22 protein-coding genes are annotated in these 19,578 nt (G+C 72.9%); 10 read left to right on the top strand and 12 right to left on the bottom strand.

What is annotated here, in order from left to right; genetic code table 11:
- Positions 1-11: 11 nt before the first annotated feature.
- Positions 12-494: a GNAT family N-acetyltransferase gene (locus AC07A6_RS30095; protein ID WP_478779236.1), complete on the top strand. Its 483-nt coding sequence runs from the start codon at positions 12-14 to the stop codon at positions 492-494.
- Positions 495-611: 117 nt separating this feature from the next.
- On the opposite strand, the gene AC07A6_RS30090 is transcribed toward AC07A6_RS30095, so the two are convergent.
- A complete protein-coding gene (locus AC07A6_RS30090) occupies positions 612-818 on the bottom strand; it encodes a hypothetical protein (RefSeq protein WP_362470927.1) in 207 nt (68 codons plus the stop codon).
- 168 nt (positions 819-986) lie between these two features.
- Here AC07A6_RS30090 and AC07A6_RS30085 point away from each other — a divergent pair, with 168 nt between their 5' ends.
- Positions 987-1,991, top strand: a complete 1,005-nt coding sequence (locus AC07A6_RS30085; protein WP_478779235.1) for a LuxR C-terminal-related transcriptional regulator — start codon at positions 987-989, stop codon at positions 1,989-1,991.
- Positions 1,992-2,143: 152 nt separating this feature from the next.
- On the opposite strand, the gene AC07A6_RS30080 is transcribed toward AC07A6_RS30085, so the two are convergent.
- Positions 2,144-2,923 carry an NAD(P)H-dependent oxidoreductase gene (locus tag AC07A6_RS30080; RefSeq protein WP_478779234.1) on the bottom strand — a complete coding sequence of 260 codons (780 nt, stop codon included), beginning with the start codon at positions 2,921-2,923 and terminating at the stop codon, positions 2,144-2,146.
- A 138-nt stretch (positions 2,924-3,061) separates the two neighbouring features.
- Between AC07A6_RS30080 and AC07A6_RS30075 the strand changes: the two genes are divergently transcribed.
- Entirely contained in the window at positions 3,062-3,886 is an 825-nt protein-coding gene (locus AC07A6_RS30075; protein ID WP_478779233.1) for a helix-turn-helix transcriptional regulator, read from the top strand.
- 94 nt (positions 3,887-3,980) lie between these two features.
- Positions 3,981-4,535, top strand: a complete 555-nt coding sequence (locus AC07A6_RS30070) for a GNAT family N-acetyltransferase (protein WP_362470939.1) — start codon at positions 3,981-3,983, stop codon at positions 4,533-4,535.
- Between the two features lie 259 nt (positions 4,536-4,794).
- On the opposite strand, the gene AC07A6_RS30065 is transcribed toward AC07A6_RS30070, so the two are convergent.
- Positions 4,795-5,511: a 2-phosphosulfolactate phosphatase gene (locus AC07A6_RS30065; RefSeq protein WP_478779232.1), complete on the bottom strand. Its 717-nt coding sequence runs from the start codon at positions 5,509-5,511 to the stop codon at positions 4,795-4,797.
- A 150-nt stretch (positions 5,512-5,661) separates the two neighbouring features.
- Here AC07A6_RS30065 and AC07A6_RS30060 point away from each other — a divergent pair, with 150 nt between their 5' ends.
- Both AC07A6_RS30060 and AC07A6_RS30055 read left to right on the top strand, forming a co-directional pair.
- On the top strand, positions 5,662-5,889 hold the full coding sequence (locus AC07A6_RS30060; protein ID WP_362470945.1) for a hypothetical protein: 228 nt from the start codon (positions 5,662-5,664) through the stop codon (positions 5,887-5,889).
- Positions 5,890-6,027: 138 nt separating this feature from the next.
- The gene (locus AC07A6_RS30055; RefSeq protein WP_478779231.1) at positions 6,028-7,365 is read left to right on the top strand and encodes an FAD-dependent oxidoreductase; all 1,338 of its coding nucleotides are present in this window, start codon (positions 6,028-6,030) and stop codon (positions 7,363-7,365) included.
- Positions 7,366-7,410: 45 nt separating this feature from the next.
- Here the strand turns inward: AC07A6_RS30055 and AC07A6_RS30050 are convergent, their stop codons facing one another.
- From AC07A6_RS30050 to AC07A6_RS30025, 6 genes are all read right to left on the bottom strand, one after another.
- Positions 7,411-8,625 (bottom strand): DUF6545 domain-containing protein, encoded by a 1,215-nt coding sequence (locus AC07A6_RS30050; RefSeq protein ID WP_362473629.1) that lies wholly within the window; start codon positions 8,623-8,625, stop codon positions 7,411-7,413.
- Positions 8,618-9,193 (bottom strand): ImmA/IrrE family metallo-endopeptidase, encoded by a 576-nt coding sequence (locus AC07A6_RS30045; RefSeq protein WP_478779230.1) that lies wholly within the window; start codon positions 9,191-9,193, stop codon positions 8,618-8,620. Before AC07A6_RS30045 ends, AC07A6_RS30050 begins: the two co-directional genes overlap by 8 nt.
- Positions 9,194-9,406: 213 nt before the next feature.
- Positions 9,407-10,000 (bottom strand): helix-turn-helix domain-containing protein, encoded by a 594-nt coding sequence (locus tag AC07A6_RS30040; RefSeq protein ID WP_478779229.1) that lies wholly within the window; start codon positions 9,998-10,000, stop codon positions 9,407-9,409.
- A 417-nt stretch (positions 10,001-10,417) separates the two neighbouring features.
- Positions 10,418-11,065 carry a DUF5701 family protein gene (locus tag AC07A6_RS30035; protein ID WP_386274621.1) on the bottom strand — a complete coding sequence of 216 codons (648 nt, stop codon included), beginning with the start codon at positions 11,063-11,065 and terminating at the stop codon, positions 10,418-10,420.
- Positions 11,066-11,137: 72 nt separating this feature from the next.
- Positions 11,138-11,947 carry an ABC transporter permease gene (locus tag AC07A6_RS30030; RefSeq protein WP_478779228.1) on the bottom strand — a complete coding sequence of 270 codons (810 nt, stop codon included), beginning with the start codon at positions 11,945-11,947 and terminating at the stop codon, positions 11,138-11,140.
- Entirely contained in the window at positions 11,944-12,882 is a 939-nt protein-coding gene (locus AC07A6_RS30025; RefSeq protein ID WP_478779227.1) for an ATP-binding cassette domain-containing protein, read from the bottom strand. The genes AC07A6_RS30030 and AC07A6_RS30025 overlap by 4 nt, the downstream gene beginning before the upstream one ends.
- Before the next feature lie 150 nt (positions 12,883-13,032).
- On the opposite strand from AC07A6_RS30025, the gene AC07A6_RS30020 reads away from it, so the two are divergent.
- On the top strand, positions 13,033-13,686 hold the full coding sequence (locus AC07A6_RS30020) for a PadR family transcriptional regulator (protein WP_478779226.1): 654 nt from the start codon (positions 13,033-13,035) through the stop codon (positions 13,684-13,686).
- Here AC07A6_RS30020 and AC07A6_RS30015 read toward each other — a convergent pair.
- A complete protein-coding gene (locus tag AC07A6_RS30015) occupies positions 13,683-15,620 on the bottom strand; it encodes a M28 family metallopeptidase (protein ID WP_478779225.1) in 1,938 nt (645 codons plus the stop codon). The genes AC07A6_RS30020 and AC07A6_RS30015 overlap by 4 nt on opposite strands.
- Before the next feature lie 196 nt (positions 15,621-15,816).
- Here AC07A6_RS30015 and AC07A6_RS30010 point away from each other — a divergent pair, with 196 nt between their 5' ends.
- Entirely contained in the window at positions 15,817-16,830 is a 1,014-nt protein-coding gene (locus AC07A6_RS30010) for an EcsC family protein (RefSeq protein ID WP_362473607.1), read from the top strand.
- Positions 16,831-16,888: 58 nt separating this feature from the next.
- Here AC07A6_RS30010 and AC07A6_RS30005 read toward each other — a convergent pair whose 3' ends face one another.
- Both AC07A6_RS30005 and AC07A6_RS30000 read right to left on the bottom strand, forming a co-directional pair.
- Positions 16,889-17,290, bottom strand: a complete 402-nt coding sequence (locus AC07A6_RS30005) for a hypothetical protein (protein ID WP_362473604.1) — start codon at positions 17,288-17,290, stop codon at positions 16,889-16,891.
- Between the two features lie 156 nt (positions 17,291-17,446).
- On the bottom strand, positions 17,447-18,682 hold the full coding sequence (locus AC07A6_RS30000) for an MFS transporter (protein WP_478779224.1): 1,236 nt from the start codon (positions 18,680-18,682) through the stop codon (positions 17,447-17,449).
- On the opposite strand from AC07A6_RS30000, the gene AC07A6_RS29995 reads away from it, so the two are divergent.
- Positions 18,603-18,959, top strand: a complete 357-nt coding sequence (locus tag AC07A6_RS29995; protein WP_478779223.1) for a MerR family transcriptional regulator — start codon at positions 18,603-18,605, stop codon at positions 18,957-18,959. The two genes, AC07A6_RS30000 and AC07A6_RS29995, sit on opposite strands and share 80 nt — an antisense overlap.
- On the top strand, positions 18,956-19,465 hold the full coding sequence (locus AC07A6_RS29990) for a RidA family protein (RefSeq protein WP_362473595.1): 510 nt from the start codon (positions 18,956-18,958) through the stop codon (positions 19,463-19,465). The genes AC07A6_RS29995 and AC07A6_RS29990 overlap by 4 nt, the downstream gene beginning before the upstream one ends.
- The last annotated feature ends 113 nt before the right edge of the window (positions 19,466-19,578 follow it).

The raw sequence follows: 19,578 nt of genomic DNA, 5'->3' as shown, positions 1-19,578 counted from the left end.
TACTCCGGCGGATGCAGTCCATAACGATCAGGCGTGCCGTCGCGCAGGACGCGGAGCGCCTCACCCAACTGATCCAGCAGTCCAGCGCCTACCGGGGGCGGTACGCCTCGATCATCTCCGGCTACCGCCTCACCCCCGAATACGTGACCCGGCACCGGGTGTTCGCGGCCGTCGACGCCACCACCGGCCGGACGGCCGGCTTCTACTCCCTCGTCCTGGACCCGCCCGAGCTGGACCTCGCCTTCGTCGCGGACGAGGCGCAAGGGCTGGGCGTCGGCCGGCTCCTGATCGGGCACATGCTCGGCCAGGCCGCGGAAGCCGGGCTGACCGGCGTACGCGTGGTGTCCCATCCGCCCGCGGAGCGGTTCTACCGGCGCATGGGTGCGCAGCGGGTGGGGACGGTCGCCCCGGTCCCGCCGAAGGTTTCCTGGGAGCGCCCGGAGCTGCGGTTCACCGTCCCCCGCGGGGCGACGACGGCCCCGACCGCACCGTGACGGTCCGCCACGAGGGCGCACGATCTCCTCGTGGCGGACCGGCCCCGGACACGGCGTCGCACCCGGCATGGCGGGGTTACCGCTGCACCGGGTGCTGTGCGCCGCAGCGCGGGAGGATCATCCCCAGTCGGAGTCCGGCGGCTGGATCAGTGAATCTGCGGACACGACAGGGGCGTCGGCCTGCTGCTCCACCTCACCCATGGCTGCGATTCCCCAATTGGTGCCGGCCGGCCCACTGGCCGCCGCGACACCACTGAGTCCGGTGACCGCGAGGATCGCGAGCAGCACGGCGGTGATGGTTGACCGGATGTTGATCGGTATCAAGGTGTTCCTCCCTTGGCCGGCCCGACCCCCGCGGACGATGCGGGCAGCGGGGCCTTCTGCGCGCCACGGGCCCTGTGGCACGGGATCAAGCCTCTACCGGGGGAAGGGCGCGATCAACCTTCGCGATACTGCGTCCACCCGCAGTTCAGGAAGAGGAAGAAAGATCTGATGACGGAACGGGAAATAGCCGCCGCCCCCGACACCTCCCGGTTGACCGCGGTCGAACTGCGCACGTACCGCAGGGCCTTGCGGGGCGAAGTGCTGCCCGACGACGAGCCGGGACTCGCCTCGCTCATCGCCCGGGACATCCTCTTCGCCAACACCCACGAACCCGGTACGTACGTCCCCGCCCCGTCCCGCTACCTGGAGACCCAGCTCACCGACGCCGTCCTCAAGGCACTCACCGGCGTCACCGCGGCCCTGGCCGCCGTCCCCGCCCACGTGCGCGAGCTCGAAGCCGAGCAGCAGCGCTACCACTACAGCCCCAGCCCGGTCGGGACGCTCCTGCTCCGCACCGTCCCGGAGGTCAACGCCGAGACGATACGCACCATCCAGTCCGCCGAGTCCGAGATCCTCACCGCACAGCCCGGACACCGCAAACCGCAGGTCCTCAAGGGCGCGCTGCCGCGTGACCTGCAGGCCGCCCAGCGCGGCGTGACCGTACGGACGATCTACCGGACCAACGGGCGGAGCAACCCCACGCAGCGGGACTGGGTCGCCACCATGACGCGGGCCGGCGCCCAGGTCCGCACCCTCGGCGAGGACTTCCTGCGGTTAATCGTCGTGGACCGCAAGCACGCGTTCTTCGAGGTCTACGGCGACGACGGCACCGTGCAGCAGGCGGCCGCCTGGTACACCCGGGACCGCGGCGTGTGCGCCGTGCTCGCCGCGCACTTCTGGCAGCAGTGGGAGCGGGCCGACCCGTGGCTGCCGGGCGAGGCGGACGCGGGCGCGCCGAAGGACGACGGCGACGCCAAGACCACGAAGATCCAGCGGACGATCGTGCGCGGCATCGTGGCCGGCAAGAGCCACCGGCAGATCGGGGAGAACCTCGGCCTCAGCGAGCGCACCGTGACGGCCCAGGTCTCCAAACTGCGCGAGGCGCTGGGCCTGGAGACGGTGCCCCAGCTGACGTTCTGGTGGGCGACGTCCCCGGAGCGCCTGCTCCCGTGAGGGCGCCGCGGCCAAGGGCGCGCCCGCGGGCAAGGGCGCTCGCAGGGCCCCGGCCCCGGGCGGCGGAAGGCCCCGGAACCCCGAAAACGGCGAGTTCAAGCCAAAACCCCCTCCCTGGGGCCGGCGCGGGAGACGCCCGGCGCCCCCGCCCGTCAGCCGCGCACGTGCAGCCCGAAACCCGTGCGGCCCGCGGGCTCCAGCCCCTCCTTCAGGTGCAGGGAGGGGATCTCGTAGTCGCCGAAGTTCTGCCGCCGGAACGCGATCGGCTCGGTCGACTCCAGGGTCAGCAGGCGCTCCTCCCAGGCCCTGGCGGCCTGCGCGTACTCCTCCTCGCCCATCCGGTCGGTGCCGTACAGCACGAACGGCGGCAGGACCTCGATGCCCGGGTAGTAGAGGATGCCGTGGTGGAACGGGAACAGCAGGTCCTCGATCGGGCCGTTGATGCCCCGGGCCGCGTAGTGCGACTCCGGGCCCCCGGCGGTCACCGACAGCAGCGCCCTGCGCCCGGCCAGGGTGCCCTCGCCGAAGCGCTCGCCGTACTTGGTTTCGCTGTGCTCGCCGACCCCGTACGCGAACCGGTACGTGAACACCCGGTCCACCCAGCCCTTGAGGATCGCGGGCATCGAGTACCACCACAGCGGGAACTGGAAGATTATGGTGTCCGCCCACAGCAGCTTCTCCTGCTCGGCGAGGACGTCCGGGGTGAGCGTCCCGGCCTCGAAGGCACGGCCCGAGTCCAGCGCCACCTTCAGCGGACTGGAGGCGTCGGGGCCGTAGTCGGAGGCGTCCACGACCGCCTTCCACCCCATCGCGTACAGATCACTCACCCGCACCTCGTGCCCGGCACCCTCCAACGTGGAAACCGCGAGGTCCTTCAACGAGCCGTTCAGCGACTTCGGTTCGGGGTGGGCGTGGACGATCAGCGTCTTCACGGGAACTCCTTCGGATCGGATGCCCCCATCCTGGGCGCCCCCGCGGCCGCCGTTCAGGGACGGACCTTCCATCGGACCGGCCATCCTGGGAACGGCAGTACCACCCTCGCGCCCACGACCCGGGCCATACTGGAGGGCATGGACGATCTCGCGGGCTTCCTGCGGACCCGGCGCGCCCGGGTCGCCCCGGCCGCCGTCGGCATACCCACCGACAGCCGCCGCCGGGTCGAAGGACTGCGCCGCGAGGAGGTGGCGCACCTGTCCGGGGTCAGCGTCGACTACTACGTACGCCTGGAGCAGGGCCGCGCGACCCAGCCCTCCGAGCAGGTCCTCGACGCGCTCGCCCGCGTCCTCGGCCTCGACGAGACCGAACGCGGCCACCTCCACCGGCTCGCCCGGCAGCCCCGGCGTCGCGCCAAGGCACCGGGCGGACGGGTCCGGCCCGAACTGCTGCGCGTCCTCGGCCTGGTCGCCGGCGCACCCGCGATGGTCATGGACCACCGGATGGACGTGCTCGCCGGGAACCGCCTCGCCGGGCTCCTCTTCGGCCGGCCCATGCCGGGCCTGAACATCGCCCGGCACCTCTTCCTGGAGGAGGCCGAGTCCGGCCTCTACGCGGACTGGGAGCAGTGCACCCGCGACGTGGTCGGACACCTGCGCCTGGCCGCCGGCGAACACCCCGAGGACACCCGCCTGGCCACCCTCATCGGCGAACTGGCGATGGGCTGCGAGCGCTTCCGCCGCCTCTGGGCCCGCGCGGACGTACGCGCCCGCACCCACGGCGTGAAGGCCTACCGGCACCCGCTGGTCGGGCTGCTGGAACTGCACCAGGAGAACTTCGCGCTGCCGCACGAACCGGGCATGGAACTCGTGGTGCTGTCCGCGGCCCCGGACACCCCGGCCGAAGACGGCCTCCGCCTGCTCGCGTCCCTGGACGGGCCCGCCCCGGAGAACCACTCCTGAGCAGGGACGGACGCCCGGGAAAAAATCTTGTGCGGCCCTGCCGCGGCCCGGTTATCTTGCCTCGTCCTGACCAGGTCCCGGGAGGTCCCACACCATGAGCAGTGCCACGTCCTCGTCCTCGTCCTTGCCCGAGCGGATCCGGCTTTCCGGGGAGGGGCTCGTCCTGCGCGACTGGACGGAGGCCGACCTCGCCGCGATGCCGGAGCTGTTCGACCACCCCGACATCGCGTACTGGACGCCGATCGTGTCCCCCTTCGACGAGGCGGCCGCCCACACCCGGCTGGCCCGGGACCGGCAGCTGCGCGAGGAGGGCAAGACCATCCTGCTCGCCATCACCGTCGACGGCGGTGCACCGCTCGGCGAGATCATGCTGCGCCGCGCGCCCGAGGGCATGGAGATCGGCTACGCGGTCGGCCCGGCGCACCGCGGCCAGGGGCTGGCTGCCCGGGCGGTGCGGGTGATGGCCGCCTACGCGTTCGAGCAGATGGGCGCGGAGCAGGTGATCCTGGAACTGGAGGCCGAGAACGACGCCAGCGTCGCCGTGGCGCGGAAGGCGGGCTTCGCCCTGCTCGACGTCCCGCTGATCACGGGAGAGGAGAAGGGCCGCCCGTTCGTCCTGCAGACCTGGGGCCTGAACCGGCCCGCCTGACCGGCCCGCCTGACCGGCCGGCCTGACCGGCTCCGGCTCCGCCCGCCCGAGATGTGCCCTGCGCGGAACCGCGCCACCATGGCGGGTAGCGGCGGAGCCGGGAGGTGGCGGACGTGGACGAATCGCGCAGGGCCTGGATCATGATCGGCGGCGTGATCACCGTCATCCTGCTGGACCTCGTCGCCATCATCCTGATGAACACCCTCGGACGCTGACCGGCGTGATGTCGATCTTGACGCCGCCGACCCCCGGTCCGCCCCTACCGGGAGGAGGGGCCGGCCGGAACGCCCTCGGCAGCCGAGGACCCGTCGAACGGGCGCAGGACCATGTGCGAGTCCTCCAGCGCGGCCACCATGGCGAAGGGGAACCGGTCGAGTTCCAGGCAGAGCGCGACGTCATCGGGGTGGGACCCCTCCCGTACGCCCTCCGCCAGTTCGGCGGCCGCGCGTGAGGCGGCGGCGCGGCGGAGGAAGTCCGCCGCGTCCGTCGCGGCCCCCGTGGCCCGCCGGGCGATGTACTGGGCGCAGGCCAGGTCCTCGTCGGCGCGCCCGTCCTCGCCGGTCACCACGAACGTGACGCTGCCGCACCCGCGCGCCCGCAGGAGCCGCGCCGTCGCCTCCGCCACCACGAAGCCGGCGCACAGCACCAGCGACGCGTCCTTGACCGCGAGGGCGCCGACGGTACCCGCCGTGGTCTTCTGCACGACGGTCCGCCCACGGAGGTCGGCGGACCGGAGCAGCGCCGGCGAGTTGACGGCGTCGAACCCGGGGGCCGACGGGCCGTCCTTGAGCGCCACCCAGTCAGGGCGGCGGGCCTTCAGCGCCAGGACCTCGTCCAGCGACTCGGCGAGAACGATCTTCTCCGCGCCCCGGGCGAAGGCCCAGGCGGCCACGGTGTAGGCACGCATGACGTCGACCACCACCGCCGCGGACGGCGTTTCGGCCAGCTGGGGGATACCGAGGAAACGAGTGTCCATCCCGTCATGATCGCCCACGCCCGGCACGGACCGCCGTCGCGGTGAACCTGTACGCCGGATGGCGGCGGGGCGGGCGGCAGCAGTGGCAAGGGGGCCGGACGCGCCGGAGGCTCGTGGCGGGAGAGCCGCACGAGGGAAGGAGAGCGGGCGATGCCGCAAGCCGAAGAGGAAGAGGAGAAGGAAGGCACGGCCGGCCACCTGAAGGCCGCCATCACGCGGACCAACCTGCTTCCCGCGTTCCTGGTCCTGACCGTGATGATGGTGGCCCTGTGGCTCACGGGCATGCCGTTCCTCCAGGCCCTGACGATCGCCACCGGTGTGAAGATCGCGATGGCCCTCCTCGAACTCCGCCGGCTGCCCGGCCCTTCCGGGAGCTGACGCACCGCCACCACCGGCCGCCCGCAGGCGCACCCCTCCGCGTTGGACGTCAACCCGAACGGCCTTAGATTGGGCCGGAGTCCAAGCGCGCGGATCGCCGGACGGGAGGCCGGCCGGTGGAGGAGGGGGAACGAGCACGTGCAACACGTAGTAGTCCTGGGCGGAAGCATCGCGGGGCTCGCAGCGACACGAGCCCTGCGCGGCCAGGGCCTGGCGGTCACCGTCGTCGAGCCCGACGGACTCGCCACGACGGGCGCACGGGGCGGTGTCCCGCAGGGCGGGCAGCTCCACGCGCTGCTCGACATGGGCCGGACGCAGGCCGAACGCTGGTTCCCCGGCCTGTCGAAGGACCTGGTGGCGGACGGAGCGGTCCTCGGATCGGGCGACGAGATCCAGCTCTACGAGAACGGAACCCGCAAGGTCAGCGTTCCCGGCAACGAGCTGATCGGTGTCAGCCGCACCCTCCTCGAAGACCACATCCGCCGCCGGACCGTCCTGGACGACGGGGTCTCGGTGATGGTGGGCAAGGCCTGCGGCCTGGACATCCGGGGCGGCCGGGTGGCCGGCGTCCGCGTACGCACCGCCGGCCCGGCCGACGTGACCGTGGTGCCCGCCGACGCGGTCGTCGACGCCACGGGCCGGTCGAGCAGGCTGACGGCCTGGCTCGGGGCGGAGGGATGGCCGGAACCCCCGGCCGACCGCATGCGGATCGATCTGGGCTACGCCACCGCCCGCTTCCGCCGGGGCGGCGAACTGCCCGGCGTGAGCGTGGCACACCAGCTGCCCGGCGCCGCCGCTGCCGCGGGCGCCGCCGAACAGCCCGACACGGGAGCCATGGCGGCGGTGGAGGGCGACCAGTGGATGGCGGTCATCGTCGCCTACGCCGAGAGGCGCCCTTCCCGAGACCCCGAGGAGTTCCTGCGGCGCATGCGCGGGATGGAGGCCGCTCCGTTCGGCGTCGTCGCCGACCGCTGCGCGATGATCGGCGACGTCGAGACGTACGGCATGTCGCACTCGCTGCGGCGCAACTGGTGGGCGCTGGACCGCCTGCCGGGCGGCCTGTTCGTGGCGGGGGACGCCGTGGCCTCCTTCAACCCCGTGTACGGGCAGGGGATGACCAGCGCCTTCCTGCACGCGTCCTGCCTGGCGGCCCACCTGCGCAAAGGAGAGGACCTCCACGCGCCGGCCCATGCCTACTTCCACCACGTCAGGGTCGTCGTGGACGCGGCATGGGAGGTATCGACCCTCTCCGACCTGGCGCAGCCGCACGTCACGGGCCCCTATCCGCGCGGCTACCGGATGGCCCGGAGGATGGCGGACTGGATGGCCCGGGCCTCCACGACGGACGCGTGGGTGAACGAGCGGTTCCTCGACGTCGTCAACATGCGGCGGCGGCCGGCCGCCCTGCGGACCCCCGAGTTCTGGTGGCGCGTCGCGTCGGCGCTCCGCGCGCAGGCCGCACAGCCGGGACGTTGAGGCGCCGGCCCCCCCCCGGGGCGCCCGCCCCGGGGCCCGGCGCCCCTAGTCGGCGACCAGCCGGCCGGCCGTGTCCACCCCCGCCGCGGCCAGGACGTCGGGGTGTTCGAGGTGGCGGGCCATGCGGACCAGGTGGGCGCGCTGAGCGGCCGGCTCCAGGCCGGCGCCCGGCAGCGGCCGGCCCCGCTCGCTGACGACGGCCGCCCCGCTCTCGGCGAGCGCCACCGCACGCAGCAGGACCGCGGCGGCCGCGGCGGCGTGCTCCTCGTCCTGCGACCAGCCGGCGCCCGGGGCTGCCCGGCGGATCCGGTCGACGGGGGCGTCGCTGAAGTACGGGTACAGGCTGCGGATGCCGCTGAGGATGTCGGCCATGCGCGTCACCAGGTGCCAGTCCCGGACGTAGACGAGGCCGAGCTGCGTGACCTGGTTGGGCTCGGTCAGCGCGATCCTGGGGTCGGGGCGGCGCGTCAGCTGCCACAGGGGGGCCAGCGCCAGGTAGTCCCGGCGGTCGGTGCGCCAGGTGGCGATCGCGGCGCCCGAGAAACCCCAGTTGATGATGATCGCTCCGATGGTGCCGGAGACCGGCCCGAGGCTGTGCAGGGGCTCCAGAGCGCGCAGGCCGAAGGCGCCGGCCAGGGTGGCCGGCCCGACGCACGCCACGTATCCGGCGATGAACCAGGTGGCGACGGCGATGTGCTGCAGCGCCCGGCGCAGCCGGGGGTCGTCCTGGGCGTGGAGGGCGTTGCGGCGGAAGCGCAGGGCGGTGGAGACCGACGCGTAGCCGAGGCCCAGCTGGAACGCGGCCAGCATCACCAGGGCGCCGGGGTCCCGGCCGTACGCGATGTTGAAGTCCAGCGGGTGCGGCGCGTCGTCGAGCCCGCCGGCGAGGAACCCGGCGGTCATGGCCACGCCGACGAGGGCGTAGACGCAGAGCGGGAACACCAGCACGTTCCGCCCGGAGGCGGGCCCGGCGAGGGGCCGCCACACCAGCGACATGACGTGCGTGTGCGCGAAGAAGGCGAGGATGCAGAAGAAGACCAGCAGCTCGGCGAGGTTCTGCGCGCCGGTGAGCCCGGCGACGCCGCGGTAGACCACGGGCGTGGCGAACACGAACGCGCCCACCCCGACCGCGGAGCACACGGCGATCAGCCGCAGGGCGGGGGAGCGTTCCCGCTGCCAGGCGACGAACTTCGCCAGGGTGGTGCACGACGCTATCGCGGCGACGATGAGGTAGACGACGTTCGCAGTGTCTTCAGACACCGGTCCCCCTGTGGCGCAGGGCAGAGCTCGCCGATGTCGCCGAGTTGCCGCCGGTATTGGTGATCATGCTGACGATGAGCCGTCCCAGGGTCTCGGCCTCCCGCTCGGGCGGACTCTGGCCGTGGGAATGGGCGGGTTCGGCCCCGTCGAAGTACGTACGGGCCAGCATCATGCGGGCCACCTTGGGGTTGAGCGCGGGGGCCAGGCTGGCGAGCAGCTCGTCCTGGAGGTCGTGCCCCGCCGTCTCCGGATCGTGGCCGAGGAAGGCGTGCGCCAGCTCGTGGGCGACCACGAAGTTCTGCAGGATGCTCGGCGATTCCTTGTCGACCACGACGATCAACTCGCCCGGGCCCTGCAGGAGGCCTCCCGTGAGCGGGTACTTCAACGGCAGGTGGAGGATCCGGATCGGCATCCCGCAGTGGCCGGACACGGCCGAGACGACCTCGTCGATGGTCGGGTGCGCGGGCAGCCCCAGCCGGGAGCAGAAGGTGTTGCGCAACCTGCGCAGGGTACGGATCTCCCGGACCGTCTCCACGACGATCCCGACGGTTGCCCTGATTCCCGCCACGGCCGGCCTCTCCTCCCACAAGACCCGCTGCGGGACGCGCACTTCGTCCGGTCCACGGGTCTGCCGCATCACTCGGGACCGGCGCCGCATCCGCGGACCGCCCACTGTGACCTCACGGCAGCGTAAAGGAGCGGGCCCCGAATGGCTGCCCGGGGCTTCCGGCGGCGCGCCACGCCGGCGTCCGGGTCCGGCCGCGCCCCTCGGACCGGCGGGTCAGGCCCCGGCGCGGGGCGTACCCGGGGGCAGGTTGCCGAGGTAGCGGCTGAGGACGGCCGGGGCACCGACTTCCCTCAGCAGTGCGACCAGTTCCACCTGGCTCTTCGTCTCCCGCACCAGGTCGTCGTCCTCGGGGAGCACGAAGAACCGTGCTCCCGCCTCGATGCCGAAGTGCCGCGCCAGGGCCTCCAGGGGGCCGTCCGTGAAGAAGGACGGGTCCACTCCGAAGATCTTGCAGAGCAGTTTGGTGGACTCCAGGCTCGGCTTGCTCCTGTCGTCGAGCAGGTTGTAGAGCCAGGTCCGCGACTTCCCGCAGGCCCGCGCCACGTCCGTGATCGTGTGCGGCTTGCCCTCGGCGGTCATCCGGGTCTTCAGCAGGTGTTCGAGCCTGGCGATGAACGGGTCGTCGTCCACGCACTCCGTGACGGGATCGCCCGCGCGGAGGCGCTGCAGGAGGCCGGCCGGAACCCCTGTGGCGAGGCTGACGGCGTCCTGTGACTGCGGACCGCCTTCCCTCGGGAAGATGTGCGCGAACAGGAAGTCGAGACGTGCCGAGATCAGCGACGTCCGTTCGTCCCCCGTGCCGCTCATCGGTCTCTTTCCTGCTGGCTCGATCGGCTGCCGGCACCGGCGCGCGGGGCGGCCGGGATGGCGAGTGCCACGATCATCGCCGCTTTCTCCTTGGCAGGGAAGGGTCTAAAGCCCCCCGCGCCGACGGCGGCCCACCGGCAGCCGGTTCCGGTGCCGGGCATGGGACAAGATCCCCGAAACACCTGCGAGTTGAGGTATGTGCAAACTATTGTTGACAGCCGCAGGCTGGTGCAGCAGGATCTTGCCCATGCCGCCAATGGGGCGGCCCCCCGCCTTCGCGAGGGGCCTTCCGTATGGCTGTACGCGCCGCCCGAAGGCCGCGATCTCCACGGGGGAGGGTTCGCAACTTCGGTGCCGGGCAGCATGATTGCGGCCCGGACCGAAGCCCGAGGGCGGCGCACGGCATTTTCCGGCGGGTTACGCCCGGCGGTCCGCCGCGGAGGCGAACCCCAGCCACGTGTGCCGGTTGTTCCACCAACACCAGCCGACCTTGGGCGCGTTGCGCCGCTCGCGGCCGTCCCGTCCGGTCCCGTTGCTGATCCAGATCGCCGGAGTCCGGGCGTCCGGAGTGCCGTTGGCCTTGATCAGACGCGAACCGATCGTCATGAAGCAGTGGTTGCGGTCGAGCACGGCGGGCTGCTGGAGGACCCAGTGGATGCCCTCGGTCAGCAGGAGCGGGGTGCGCCCCTCCCCGGTGAGGACGGGAAGTGCCTCGTCCGGGCTCCAGTTGGCCATCCGGTCACCGCGGTCGAGGCCGCCGACGAGGTACAGGGGCGCGTCGGGCAGCTCCACCCGGTGGGGTGCGAACCGGTCGACGTCGTGCATGTCGGCGACGACGAAGCCGGACTTCCCCTCCCGCCGGAGCAGCGGTGCGAGGGCGGAGGCGGGGGCCCGGTCCGGGTGGACGGCGAGCAGGACCCCGTCGCCGCCCGCATCCGCGAAGGCCCGCAGCTCGGCGGCGGGGATCCCGGCGATCGCCGGCACCCCGAGCTCGATCAGGCGCTCGGCCTGGACGGAGAGCGGCGGAAGCGCGGTCGCGGCGTCACCGGGAACGGGTTCGGGCAGGGGCACGGTTACTCCTTCGGTACGTGATCGAAGCATCGGACGGTCGTGGCCGGGCGGTGAGAGCAGGGCGCACTAGCGGCTGAGGTTCCGGAACCGCGTGACCGCCAGCGGGAAGAACACCGCGATCAGTGCCGCCGGCCAGGCCACCGCGAGCAGCCCCGCGTGGGCCGCGGCCCAGGAGTCGCCGCCGCCAGGGTTGCCGAAGAGGCCGCGCACCGCGGTGGCCGTCGCCGACAGGGGGTTCCACTCCACGGCCGTGCCCAGCCAGGCGGGCATCGACCCGGGCGAGGCGATGGCGTTGGAGAGGAAGCCGACGGGCCAGACCAGGATCTGTACCGCCTGCACCAGTTCCGGCTTGCCCGCGACCAGCGCCAGGTGGATTCCGGCCCACAGCATCGCGAACCTGAACAGCAACAGCAGCCCCACGGCCCCCAGGAAGGGGAGGACTCCGTTGTGCGCCCGCCAGCCGATCGCGTATCCGACCCCGGTCATCACGGCCAGGCCGGCCGACGACTGCAGCATGTCGGCGACGCTCCGCCCGACGAGGACCGCGCCGGAGCTCATCGGCATCGACCGGAACCGGTCGACGACCCCCTTGCCGAGGTCCTGGGTGACCGACAGCATCGTCGCCTCCAGGCCGAAGGCCATGGTCATCGTGAGCATGCCCGGCACCAGATAGGCCTTGAAGTCCCCGTCGACCCCGCGGCCGCCGCCGATCAGGTGGCCGAACATCAGCAGCATCATCACCGGGAAGACCAGACCGACCACCACCGGAGCCGGCCGGCGCGCCCAGCGCGCCAGCTCGCGCCTGGTCATCGTCCACGAGTCGGCGGCGGCCCAGCCCAGCCGTGCCCGTGCGCCCACGTCGAGCGTCGTACTCATGCGGCGTCCCCCTTCGTCAGGTGGATGAAGACCTCGTCCAGCGTCGGCCGGCGCACCGCGACGTCCCGCGCCTCGATCCCGGCCTCCTCCAGTGCCCGCACGGTCCGCGTCAGGGCGGACATCCGGTCGGCGACCGGGGCGCTGACCAGCCGCCGGTCCTCGTCCACCACGGCGTCGCCGGGCAGCAGCGCCGCCGCGTGCGCCAGCTCGGCCGGGTCGTGCAGCACCACGTCGATGCGGTCGCCGCCGGTCGCGGACTTCAGCTCGTCCGCCGTGCCCTGGGCGATGACCCTCCCGTGGTCGACCACCGCGATCCGGTCGGCCAACTGGTCGGCCTCCTCCAGGTACTGCGTGGTCAGCAGGACGGTCGTACCGCCGTCCACCAGGGAACGCACCGCGTTCCACACCTCCGTACGGCCGCGGGGGTCGAGCCCGGTCGTGGGCTCGTCCAGGAAGAGCACCTCCGGCCGGGCGATCAGGGACGCCGCCAGGTCGAGCCGCCGCCGCATACCGCCGCTGTACTGCCCGACGGCCTTGCCGCCGGTGTCCGCGAGCCCGAACCGGGCCAGGAGCTCGTCGGCCCGGGCGCCGGCGCGCCGCGCGCCGAGACGGTGCAGCCGGCCGAACATCTCCAGGTTCTGGCGGCCGCTGAGCTCCTCGTCCACGGCCGTGCTCTGTCCGAGCAGCCCGATGCGCGAGCGCACCTCGTCCGCCCGCGTCCGTACGTCGGCCCCCGCCACCTCGACGCGTCCCTCGTCGGGGCGCAGCAGCGTGGCCATGATGCGCACGGCCGTGGTCTTGCCGGCGCCGTTGGGGCCGAGCACCCCCTGGACGGTCCCGGCGCGGACCGTGAGATCGAGGCCGTCGAGGGCCTGTCGGGCGCCGTACCTCTTGCGCAGTCCTTCGATGACGATCGCCGCATCGCGGTCGGACAAGTCACCCTCCGATTCACTGATCAAACTTGACTACCTCCTCACCGTACGACGCCCGACCGGGATTGGTCAAACTTGATTAGAGGGCCTCGTGCCCGACGGTCGGCTCGCGGAGCCATAAGCTAGTCAAACTTGTCTTGAAGGGAGACGCCCATGTCAGCGATCCGCCTGCTGGTCCTCGGCGCGGTCCGCCAGCACGGACGGGCACACGGCTACCAGGTCCGCAACGACCTGGAATTCTGGGGCGCCCACGAATGGTCCAACGCCAAGCCGGGCTCGATCTACCACGCCCTCAAGCAGATGGCCAAGGAAGGCCTCCTGCTGGCCCACGAGGTCGCGCCGAGCACCGCGGGCGGCCCGCCCCGCGTCGAGTACGAGATGACCGACCAGGGTACCCGGGAGTACCTCACCCTGCTGCGCCAGGCGCTGACCTCCTACGACCAGAAGATGGACGTCCTCTCGGCCGGCATCGGATTCATCGTCGACCTGCCCCGGGACGAGGCCGTCGCGCTCCTCAAGGAGCGGACCGAGCGGCTCCGGCAGTGGCGGGCCTCGGTCACGGAGTACTACACGCCGGAGGGCGGCCCCGGACAGCTCGGGCACATCGGCGAGATCATGAACATGTGGGTCCACTCGGCCGACAGCGAAGCGGCGTGGACCCGCGGCCTGATCGACCGGATCGAGGGCGGCGCGTACACCTTCGCGGGGGAGGGCGAGCCCTTCGTGGGCGTCCTCGCGGAAGACCAGCCCAACCCGTACGCCACCGGCCCCCACCCCGAAGACCCCTGCCAGGGGGACACCCCCTAGAGCCCCGCGAACGCCAGCGCGGCGGCGGTCACCGAACCGGCGATCGTCGCGGCGAAACCGGAGTCGTGGTCCTCGTCGAGGAGCGTGTCCCCCGGGGTGTGGTACTGCCGGGTGCCCGTGCCGGGCGCGCCCTCGGGGGTGGAGAAGAGGTCCTCGGACACGGCGACGGCCGCCCACCCCCGCTCGTGGAAGCTCGCGTGGTCGCTGCGGCCCACCGCCGGATCGCCGGGACCCGTGAGCTGCTGGACCGTCACCGCGGGGTCGAAGGCCGCCAGGGTCCGGGCGACCAGGTCGCCGAGCGCGTCGGAAGCCCCCACGACCGGACCCGGCACGGCGGACCCCGCGTGGATCTCGACCCTGGGCTCGGCACCCCGCTGGAGTCCCGCGATCATGTCCATCTGGAAGACCCCGGCGATCCGGTCGCCCTCCGCGGCGGCGGCCCGCGCGTAGAACTTGCTGCCCACCAGGCCCTGTTCCTCGGCGTTGAAGAGCACGAAGCGCACGCTGCGGGCCGGCCGCCCGCCGTCGGCGAGCAGGGAGGCCAGGCACTCGGCCGCCGCCAGGACCCCCGCCGTCCCGCTCCCGTCGTCATCGGCCCCCGGCGCGGGGTCCACCGCCGGGTCGTAGGGCCGGGGCGCACCGTCCTCGTCCGTGAACTCACCACCTGACGCCGTCGAATCCAGATGGGCCGTGATGAGGACGGCGGAATCCGACCCGGCGACCCGGTGCTCGGCCTCCACGTTGAAGAGCTGCCGCCCCCGCCACCGGAACGGGTGCCGCCGGACCCGCAGCCCGAGCTCCTCGAACCGGCCGGCCAGCGCCTCGACGGCCAGCGCGTTGTCCTCCGCGGCCGCGTCCCTGCTGCGGACCGTCAGCGGCTCGCCCGCCACCAGCGGCTCGGCGCCGGAGAGGCGCGCCACATGGCCCCGCAGGGACTCGGCGGTCACCGTCGCCCGCACCGCGGCGACCACCTCCGCCGACGGGAGCCCGCTGCCGGACGCGGCACCCCGCACACCGGGGCCCGGACCCCCGGCCCGCTCCCCGGCCCGCTCCCCGGGCCGCGACAGGAGCGCCGGGTCCGGCAGCAGGCACTCGGTGTCCCCCGGCCGGGCACCCGGCCGGTGCACCTCCTCGACCCGCGCACCGGCGGGCACGGCGAGGTACACGCCCCCCGGTGCCGGCCCGAGCAGAGCGGCCGGCGGGGCACCGCCCGCGGCCAGGGCCTCGGCGATGAACCCGTACAGGGCCTCGGCGCGCCCGGCCGCCACCCCGGGAGCCTGCTCCGCCGAGCCGCCGGAGCCCTCGTCGCGGATCAGGAAGGCCGACCTGTCCTCCACCGGCTCCCGCAGCTCCACCGGGAAGCCGGCGCGTTCGAGCACCTCGGCGCCGAGTCCGCTCGCCATCACGAGCACGAGCCGTTCCGACGCCACGTGCACGGGAACGGCCTCGGTCGTCTCCGCCACCGCGGCCAGCTCCGGCAGACCCCGGCCCTCCGGCAGGCCGATCCGCGCGAAGAACACGGGACGGCCCTCCATCGCGGCGGACGCGAACACCGGATGCGGAGCCGTACGCATGCCCGCCTCCCGCGCGAACGCCCGCTCCTGGGCGTCCTCGCCGACGAACACGCAGCCGTCGGCCGGTACGCCGTCGGCACTCGCGACCGCCCGGTCGAAGATCCCGCGGCCGTCCTTCACGCCCCAGTGCACGAGACCCGCGTCCGTGAACCGTCCGGGAAACGCCGCTCCGAGGGCCGCCGCCGCCCGGTCGGCCGCCCCTTCGCCCGGCCCGGGGTTGGAGATGATGCCCTTGGGCACGCCGGCGAGGGCATCGAGGACGGCGGCCACCCGGGGCCGCGGCCGCAGGGTCAGCGAGCCGTCGGGCTCCATCCGGGCGTCCGCCAGCGTGGCCCCGATGTCGAAGAAGAGCACGGACATGTGAAGCGCCTCCGAGGTGTGTGGGTTCCCACCCCGTCCTCTGCCCGCGCCCGGCCCGCCCACCGCGCGCGCCGCCCCGCCCTTACCCGATCGGCGTAACGGCCCGTCCCTGACGGCCCGTAAGCCCGATCCCGGGAGAACGCGGCGGCCGGTAGGGCATGGTGGACCCAGCGATCACGGCCGGAACGGAGAACCGATGAGCAGTCACACCGCCCCACTCGTCGACGGTGCGATGTCCATGAGCGAGTACGAGGCGCAGGTGTGGGACGCGCTCAACGAGCACTGGCAGCGCCGCAACAACCGCCGGGGTCTGCCGAACTGGGCGAGCGCGGCCCTCGGCCGCACCGGCGAGGTCGCGGGGAACGCAGCCAGACGCGTCGCCGACGCCGTGCCGGAGGCGGTCACGCAACCGATCCGCCGTGCGGGCGACGCGGTCGCCGACAAGGCCATGCGCCCGGTACTCGGAGCCGCGGCGTCGCTCGTCGAACTGGTCAACGACTGGGCCATGGAGCTCAACGACCCGAAGAACGTGGAGGACCTCGCCCGCAAACGGGGCGTCGACCTCGACAGCTTCACCGAACTGCGGCAACAGGACCTCAAGGCCTGCGACCGGCTGCTCTCCCGCAACACCCTTGCCTGGCGCACCGCCGGCGCGTTCGAAGGCGGCGCCATGGGCCTGCTGGCCATGGTCCCCGTCGCCGGCATACCCGTCGCGATGACGGCGGACATCCTCGTCATCCAGGTCCTGAGCGCGTCGATCGCCGCGCGCATCGCGTATTCCTACGGCTACGACGCCAAGGACCCCGCCGAGCAGGCCTTCATCCAGCGCCTGGTGCACCGGTCCTTCATGGCGCAGGCCGCCAAGGCCAAACCGCTGAGCGAGACCGCGCGGGCGGCGCAGGCGCTCAAGGGACGGGTGAAGTGGTCGGAGAAGCTCCGCCACGACCACCGCCTCGTGGCCGCCCTGGAGAAGCTGATGCGGCAACTGGGCCCGGCCGGGGCGAGGGTGCCGGTCCAGAACGTCGCCAAGGTCGTCCCGTTCGTGGGCGTCCTCATCGGTGCCGGCATGAACTCGGCGGTCCTCGGGGGAGTGGCCGCCGACGCCCAGCGGTACTGCCAGACCCGGTTCCTGTGCGACAAGTACGGGCTGCCGCTGCCGGCCGCGCTGGCGACCGGCCAGGACGAGGATCCCGCGACGGAAGCCCCGTAGCGGGCGAAGACCCGGCCCGGCGGCCGGGCCGGGCCCCCACCCCTCGCCTGGCGGTGCGTCAGTCGACCTTGTGCCAGTGGGTGACCTGCACCGCTCCGTCCTCGGCGCCGATGTTCGCGTACATCGCGAGGTGTCCGGCAGCGAGGAAGGTGTCCTTCTTCTGCCGGAAGAAGTCCTCGTCGTACCAGGCCACGTCGAAGACGACCTTGCCGCCGCCCTCGCCGTTGCGTTCCACCCAGGTGCGCTGCCAGTCGTACGGGCCGTCCGACTGCTCGGCGAGGCGCTCGTCGGAGGCGCGCAACGCCCGGACGCAGCGCTCCAGCGCCTCGTCGGAGGTGAGGTCGATCTCGCAGTGGGACTGGGCGACGATGGTGCGCCCGCCCCGGCGTCCGGGCGCCGAATCGCCCAGGAGCACCAGTTCTCGGATCACGGGATTGCCGGGAAGTACCGTGCTGGACATGGGTTTCCCCCTCTGACGGGTGCGGGGGTCCGCCCGGCACCCTCTGAGATCATCAGACACGACGTACTCGACCGATACCGGTCGGTTTTCGACGCTAGGGACGCCTCGACGGCCCGTCAACGCGCAGGAGCGCAAACCGGCCACCCGCATCCGGACCTACTCCTGCGCGGGACCGGCCCCCCGTTCCGGAGCCCGGGACCGCTCCGGAGCATCCTCCCCGACGCGGTGGCGCAGGAGCACCGGACTGCCCGCCAGGGTCACCAGCAGCGTCCCCGCCCCCGCCAGCTCCAGGGCCCCGGCCCCGCCGAGCAGCGCCGTGGCCGGCCCGCCGAGCGCGGTCCCCACCAGGTTGGCCCCGTTCAGCGCCGCCCCCGAGGTGGCGAAGGCCCGGCCGCGTACCCGCTCGGGGACCCGGGCGTGGATGAGGTTGCGGATCGCCAGGCCCTGGAGGGAGTTGGCGACGCCGGTCAGGACGAACGAGACCAGCGCGAGGGCGAAGACCGGAACGGCGGCCCCGACGGCGAGCGAGGTCCCCATCAGCGCCCCGGCCCCGAGCAGCACCCGCGGCTGCCACTCCAACGGGACCCGCGGGGCGATCAGCGTGGCGGAGGCGAGCATTCCGACGGTGTGCGCGCTGACCAGGAAGCCGTATCCCGTGCCCGACACCTCCAGATCGTCCCGGATGAAGAAGACCCGGGCCACGCTCAGCACGGCGGTGAACACGATCGCCGACGCCAGCGCGAGGACCGCGGTACGCAGCAGCCGGTCCTCGCCCAGGACCCGCACGCCCTCCCGGACCTGCGCGGGCCAGCTCCCGCCCGCCCCCGCCACGGGCTCGCGCCGGACCCCCAGGCAGGACAGCACCACGGCCATGGCGACGAAGGTGGCCGTGTTCGCCAGCAGGGCGACCCGTACGTCGAACACGGAGATCAGCACACCGGCCAGCGCCGGCCCGATCACGTTGCCGGCCGACCGGAAGGCGTCGAGCCGGGCGTAGCCGCGGGCGGTGTCGTCGGCGCCGACGATCTGCGGGACCAGTAGCAGCAGCGCCGGCGACGCCAGGGCCAGTCCGGCCCCGAGCAGCACCAGCAGCACCAGCGTGCCGGCCAGGCCGGTCACGAACACCAGTCCCGCGCTCACCAGGGCCTGCAGCACCGTCACCACGACGACCAGCCGGCCGCTCTCGACCCGGTCGACCAGCGGGGCGGCCAGCGGCCCGACCACGACCAGCGGCAGCACCCCGGCGATGACCAGGGCCGAGACGGCGACGCCCGAGTGCCCCTGGTCGTGCAGCCGGAGGGTCAGGGAGAGGATGGCCATCTGGTCCCCCATGGAGGACATGCCGTACGCGGCCGCCACCACGGTCAGGACAACACCACGTTTTCCGAGCACCCGCAGATGCTGCCAGCCCCGCCCCGCCGCCGGCAGCCGCGGGCACCGGATCCGGCCACCCGCCGCCGCCTCGGAGCGCAGGGCCAACGGCTATCGCGAGTACGACGGCCGGACGGTGGAGACGGTGCGGCGCGTCCGCGCCCTGCTGGCCGCCGGGCTGCCCACCCGCGTCATCCGCCGGACCATCGACTCGATTCCCGTTCGAGGTGTTCTCCCTTCCGCTCTGACAGCGTCAGGGCTCCGGGCTCCACTGGGGACGAAAGGACACGAGGAATGACCAAGTCAAGGCGCAGGTTCGGCATTGGCGCGATGGTGGCCGCGGTCGTGGCCACCACGATCACCTTCACGGGACCGCAGGGCGCCAGCGCGCAGGACCAGGCACGCCGCGGCTGGGACCACTTCACCTTCGGAGTGCCGTGGGAGGAGTCCTACGGCTACTCGCAGGGCATCAGAGCCGGGGACGAGATCTACATCTCGGGTCAGGTGTCCCACGACGCGGCGGGCAACTTCGTGGGTGCCGGCGACTTCGAGAAGCAGGTGCGCACGTCGTTCGACAACCTGGACAAGGTCCTCGCGCACTACAAGGTGCCGCGGAGCCAGATCATCAGCATCAAGATCTTCACCAAGGACCTGCGCCAGAACTTCGACACGGCCGCCCGGCTGCACAAGGAGTACGTCGGCAAGCACCGCACGACCGACACCATCGTCGGCGTCTCCGAGCTGTCGGTCCCCGAGCAGCTCGTGGAGATCGAGGCCATCGTCAAGGTCTCGCCCCGCTCCTGACCGGGACGGGGGGGGGGGGGGGGGGGGGGGGGGGGGGGTGGGGCGGGGGGTGGGGGAGGGGGGGGGGGGGGGGGGGGGGAGCCAAGGGAGGATTAGGAGATAGGGGGAACAAT

It is taken from the genome of Streptomyces sp. NPDC044002, from assembly GCF_056434525.1.
This window is presented reverse-complemented; position numbering and strand designations above follow the sequence as displayed.

Coding starts and splice junctions, on each gene's coding strand:
- AC07A6_RS30095 (WP_478779236.1), top strand. CDS start 12: ATGCAGTCCATAACGATCAGGCGTGCCGTCGCGCAGGACGCGGAGCGC.
- AC07A6_RS30085 (WP_478779235.1), top strand. CDS start 987: ATGACGGAACGGGAAATAGCCGCCGCCCCCGACACCTCCCGGTTGACC.
- AC07A6_RS30075 (WP_478779233.1), top strand. CDS start 3,062: ATGGACGATCTCGCGGGCTTCCTGCGGACCCGGCGCGCCCGGGTCGCC.
- AC07A6_RS30070 (WP_362470939.1), top strand. CDS start 3,981: ATGAGCAGTGCCACGTCCTCGTCCTCGTCCTTGCCCGAGCGGATCCGG.
- AC07A6_RS30065 (WP_478779232.1), bottom strand. CDS start 5,511: ATGGACACTCGTTTCCTCGGTATCCCCCAGCTGGCCGAAACGCCGTCC.
- AC07A6_RS30060 (WP_362470945.1), top strand. CDS start 5,662: ATGCCGCAAGCCGAAGAGGAAGAGGAGAAGGAAGGCACGGCCGGCCAC.
- AC07A6_RS30040 (WP_478779229.1), bottom strand. CDS start 10,000: ATGAGCGGCACGGGGGACGAACGGACGTCGCTGATCTCGGCACGTCTC.
- AC07A6_RS30030 (WP_478779228.1), bottom strand. CDS start 11,947: ATGAGTACGACGCTCGACGTGGGCGCACGGGCACGGCTGGGCTGGGCC.
- AC07A6_RS30020 (WP_478779226.1), top strand. CDS start 13,033: ATGTCAGCGATCCGCCTGCTGGTCCTCGGCGCGGTCCGCCAGCACGGA.
- AC07A6_RS30015 (WP_478779225.1), bottom strand. CDS start 15,620: ATGTCCGTGCTCTTCTTCGACATCGGGGCCACGCTGGCGGACGCCCGG.
- AC07A6_RS30010 (WP_362473607.1), top strand. CDS start 15,817: ATGAGCAGTCACACCGCCCCACTCGTCGACGGTGCGATGTCCATGAGC.
- AC07A6_RS30005 (WP_362473604.1), bottom strand. CDS start 17,290: ATGTCCAGCACGGTACTTCCCGGCAATCCCGTGATCCGAGAACTGGTG.
- AC07A6_RS29995 (WP_478779223.1), top strand. CDS start 18,603: ATGGCCATCTGGTCCCCCATGGAGGACATGCCGTACGCGGCCGCCACC.
- AC07A6_RS29990 (WP_362473595.1), top strand. CDS start 18,956: ATGACCAAGTCAAGGCGCAGGTTCGGCATTGGCGCGATGGTGGCCGCG.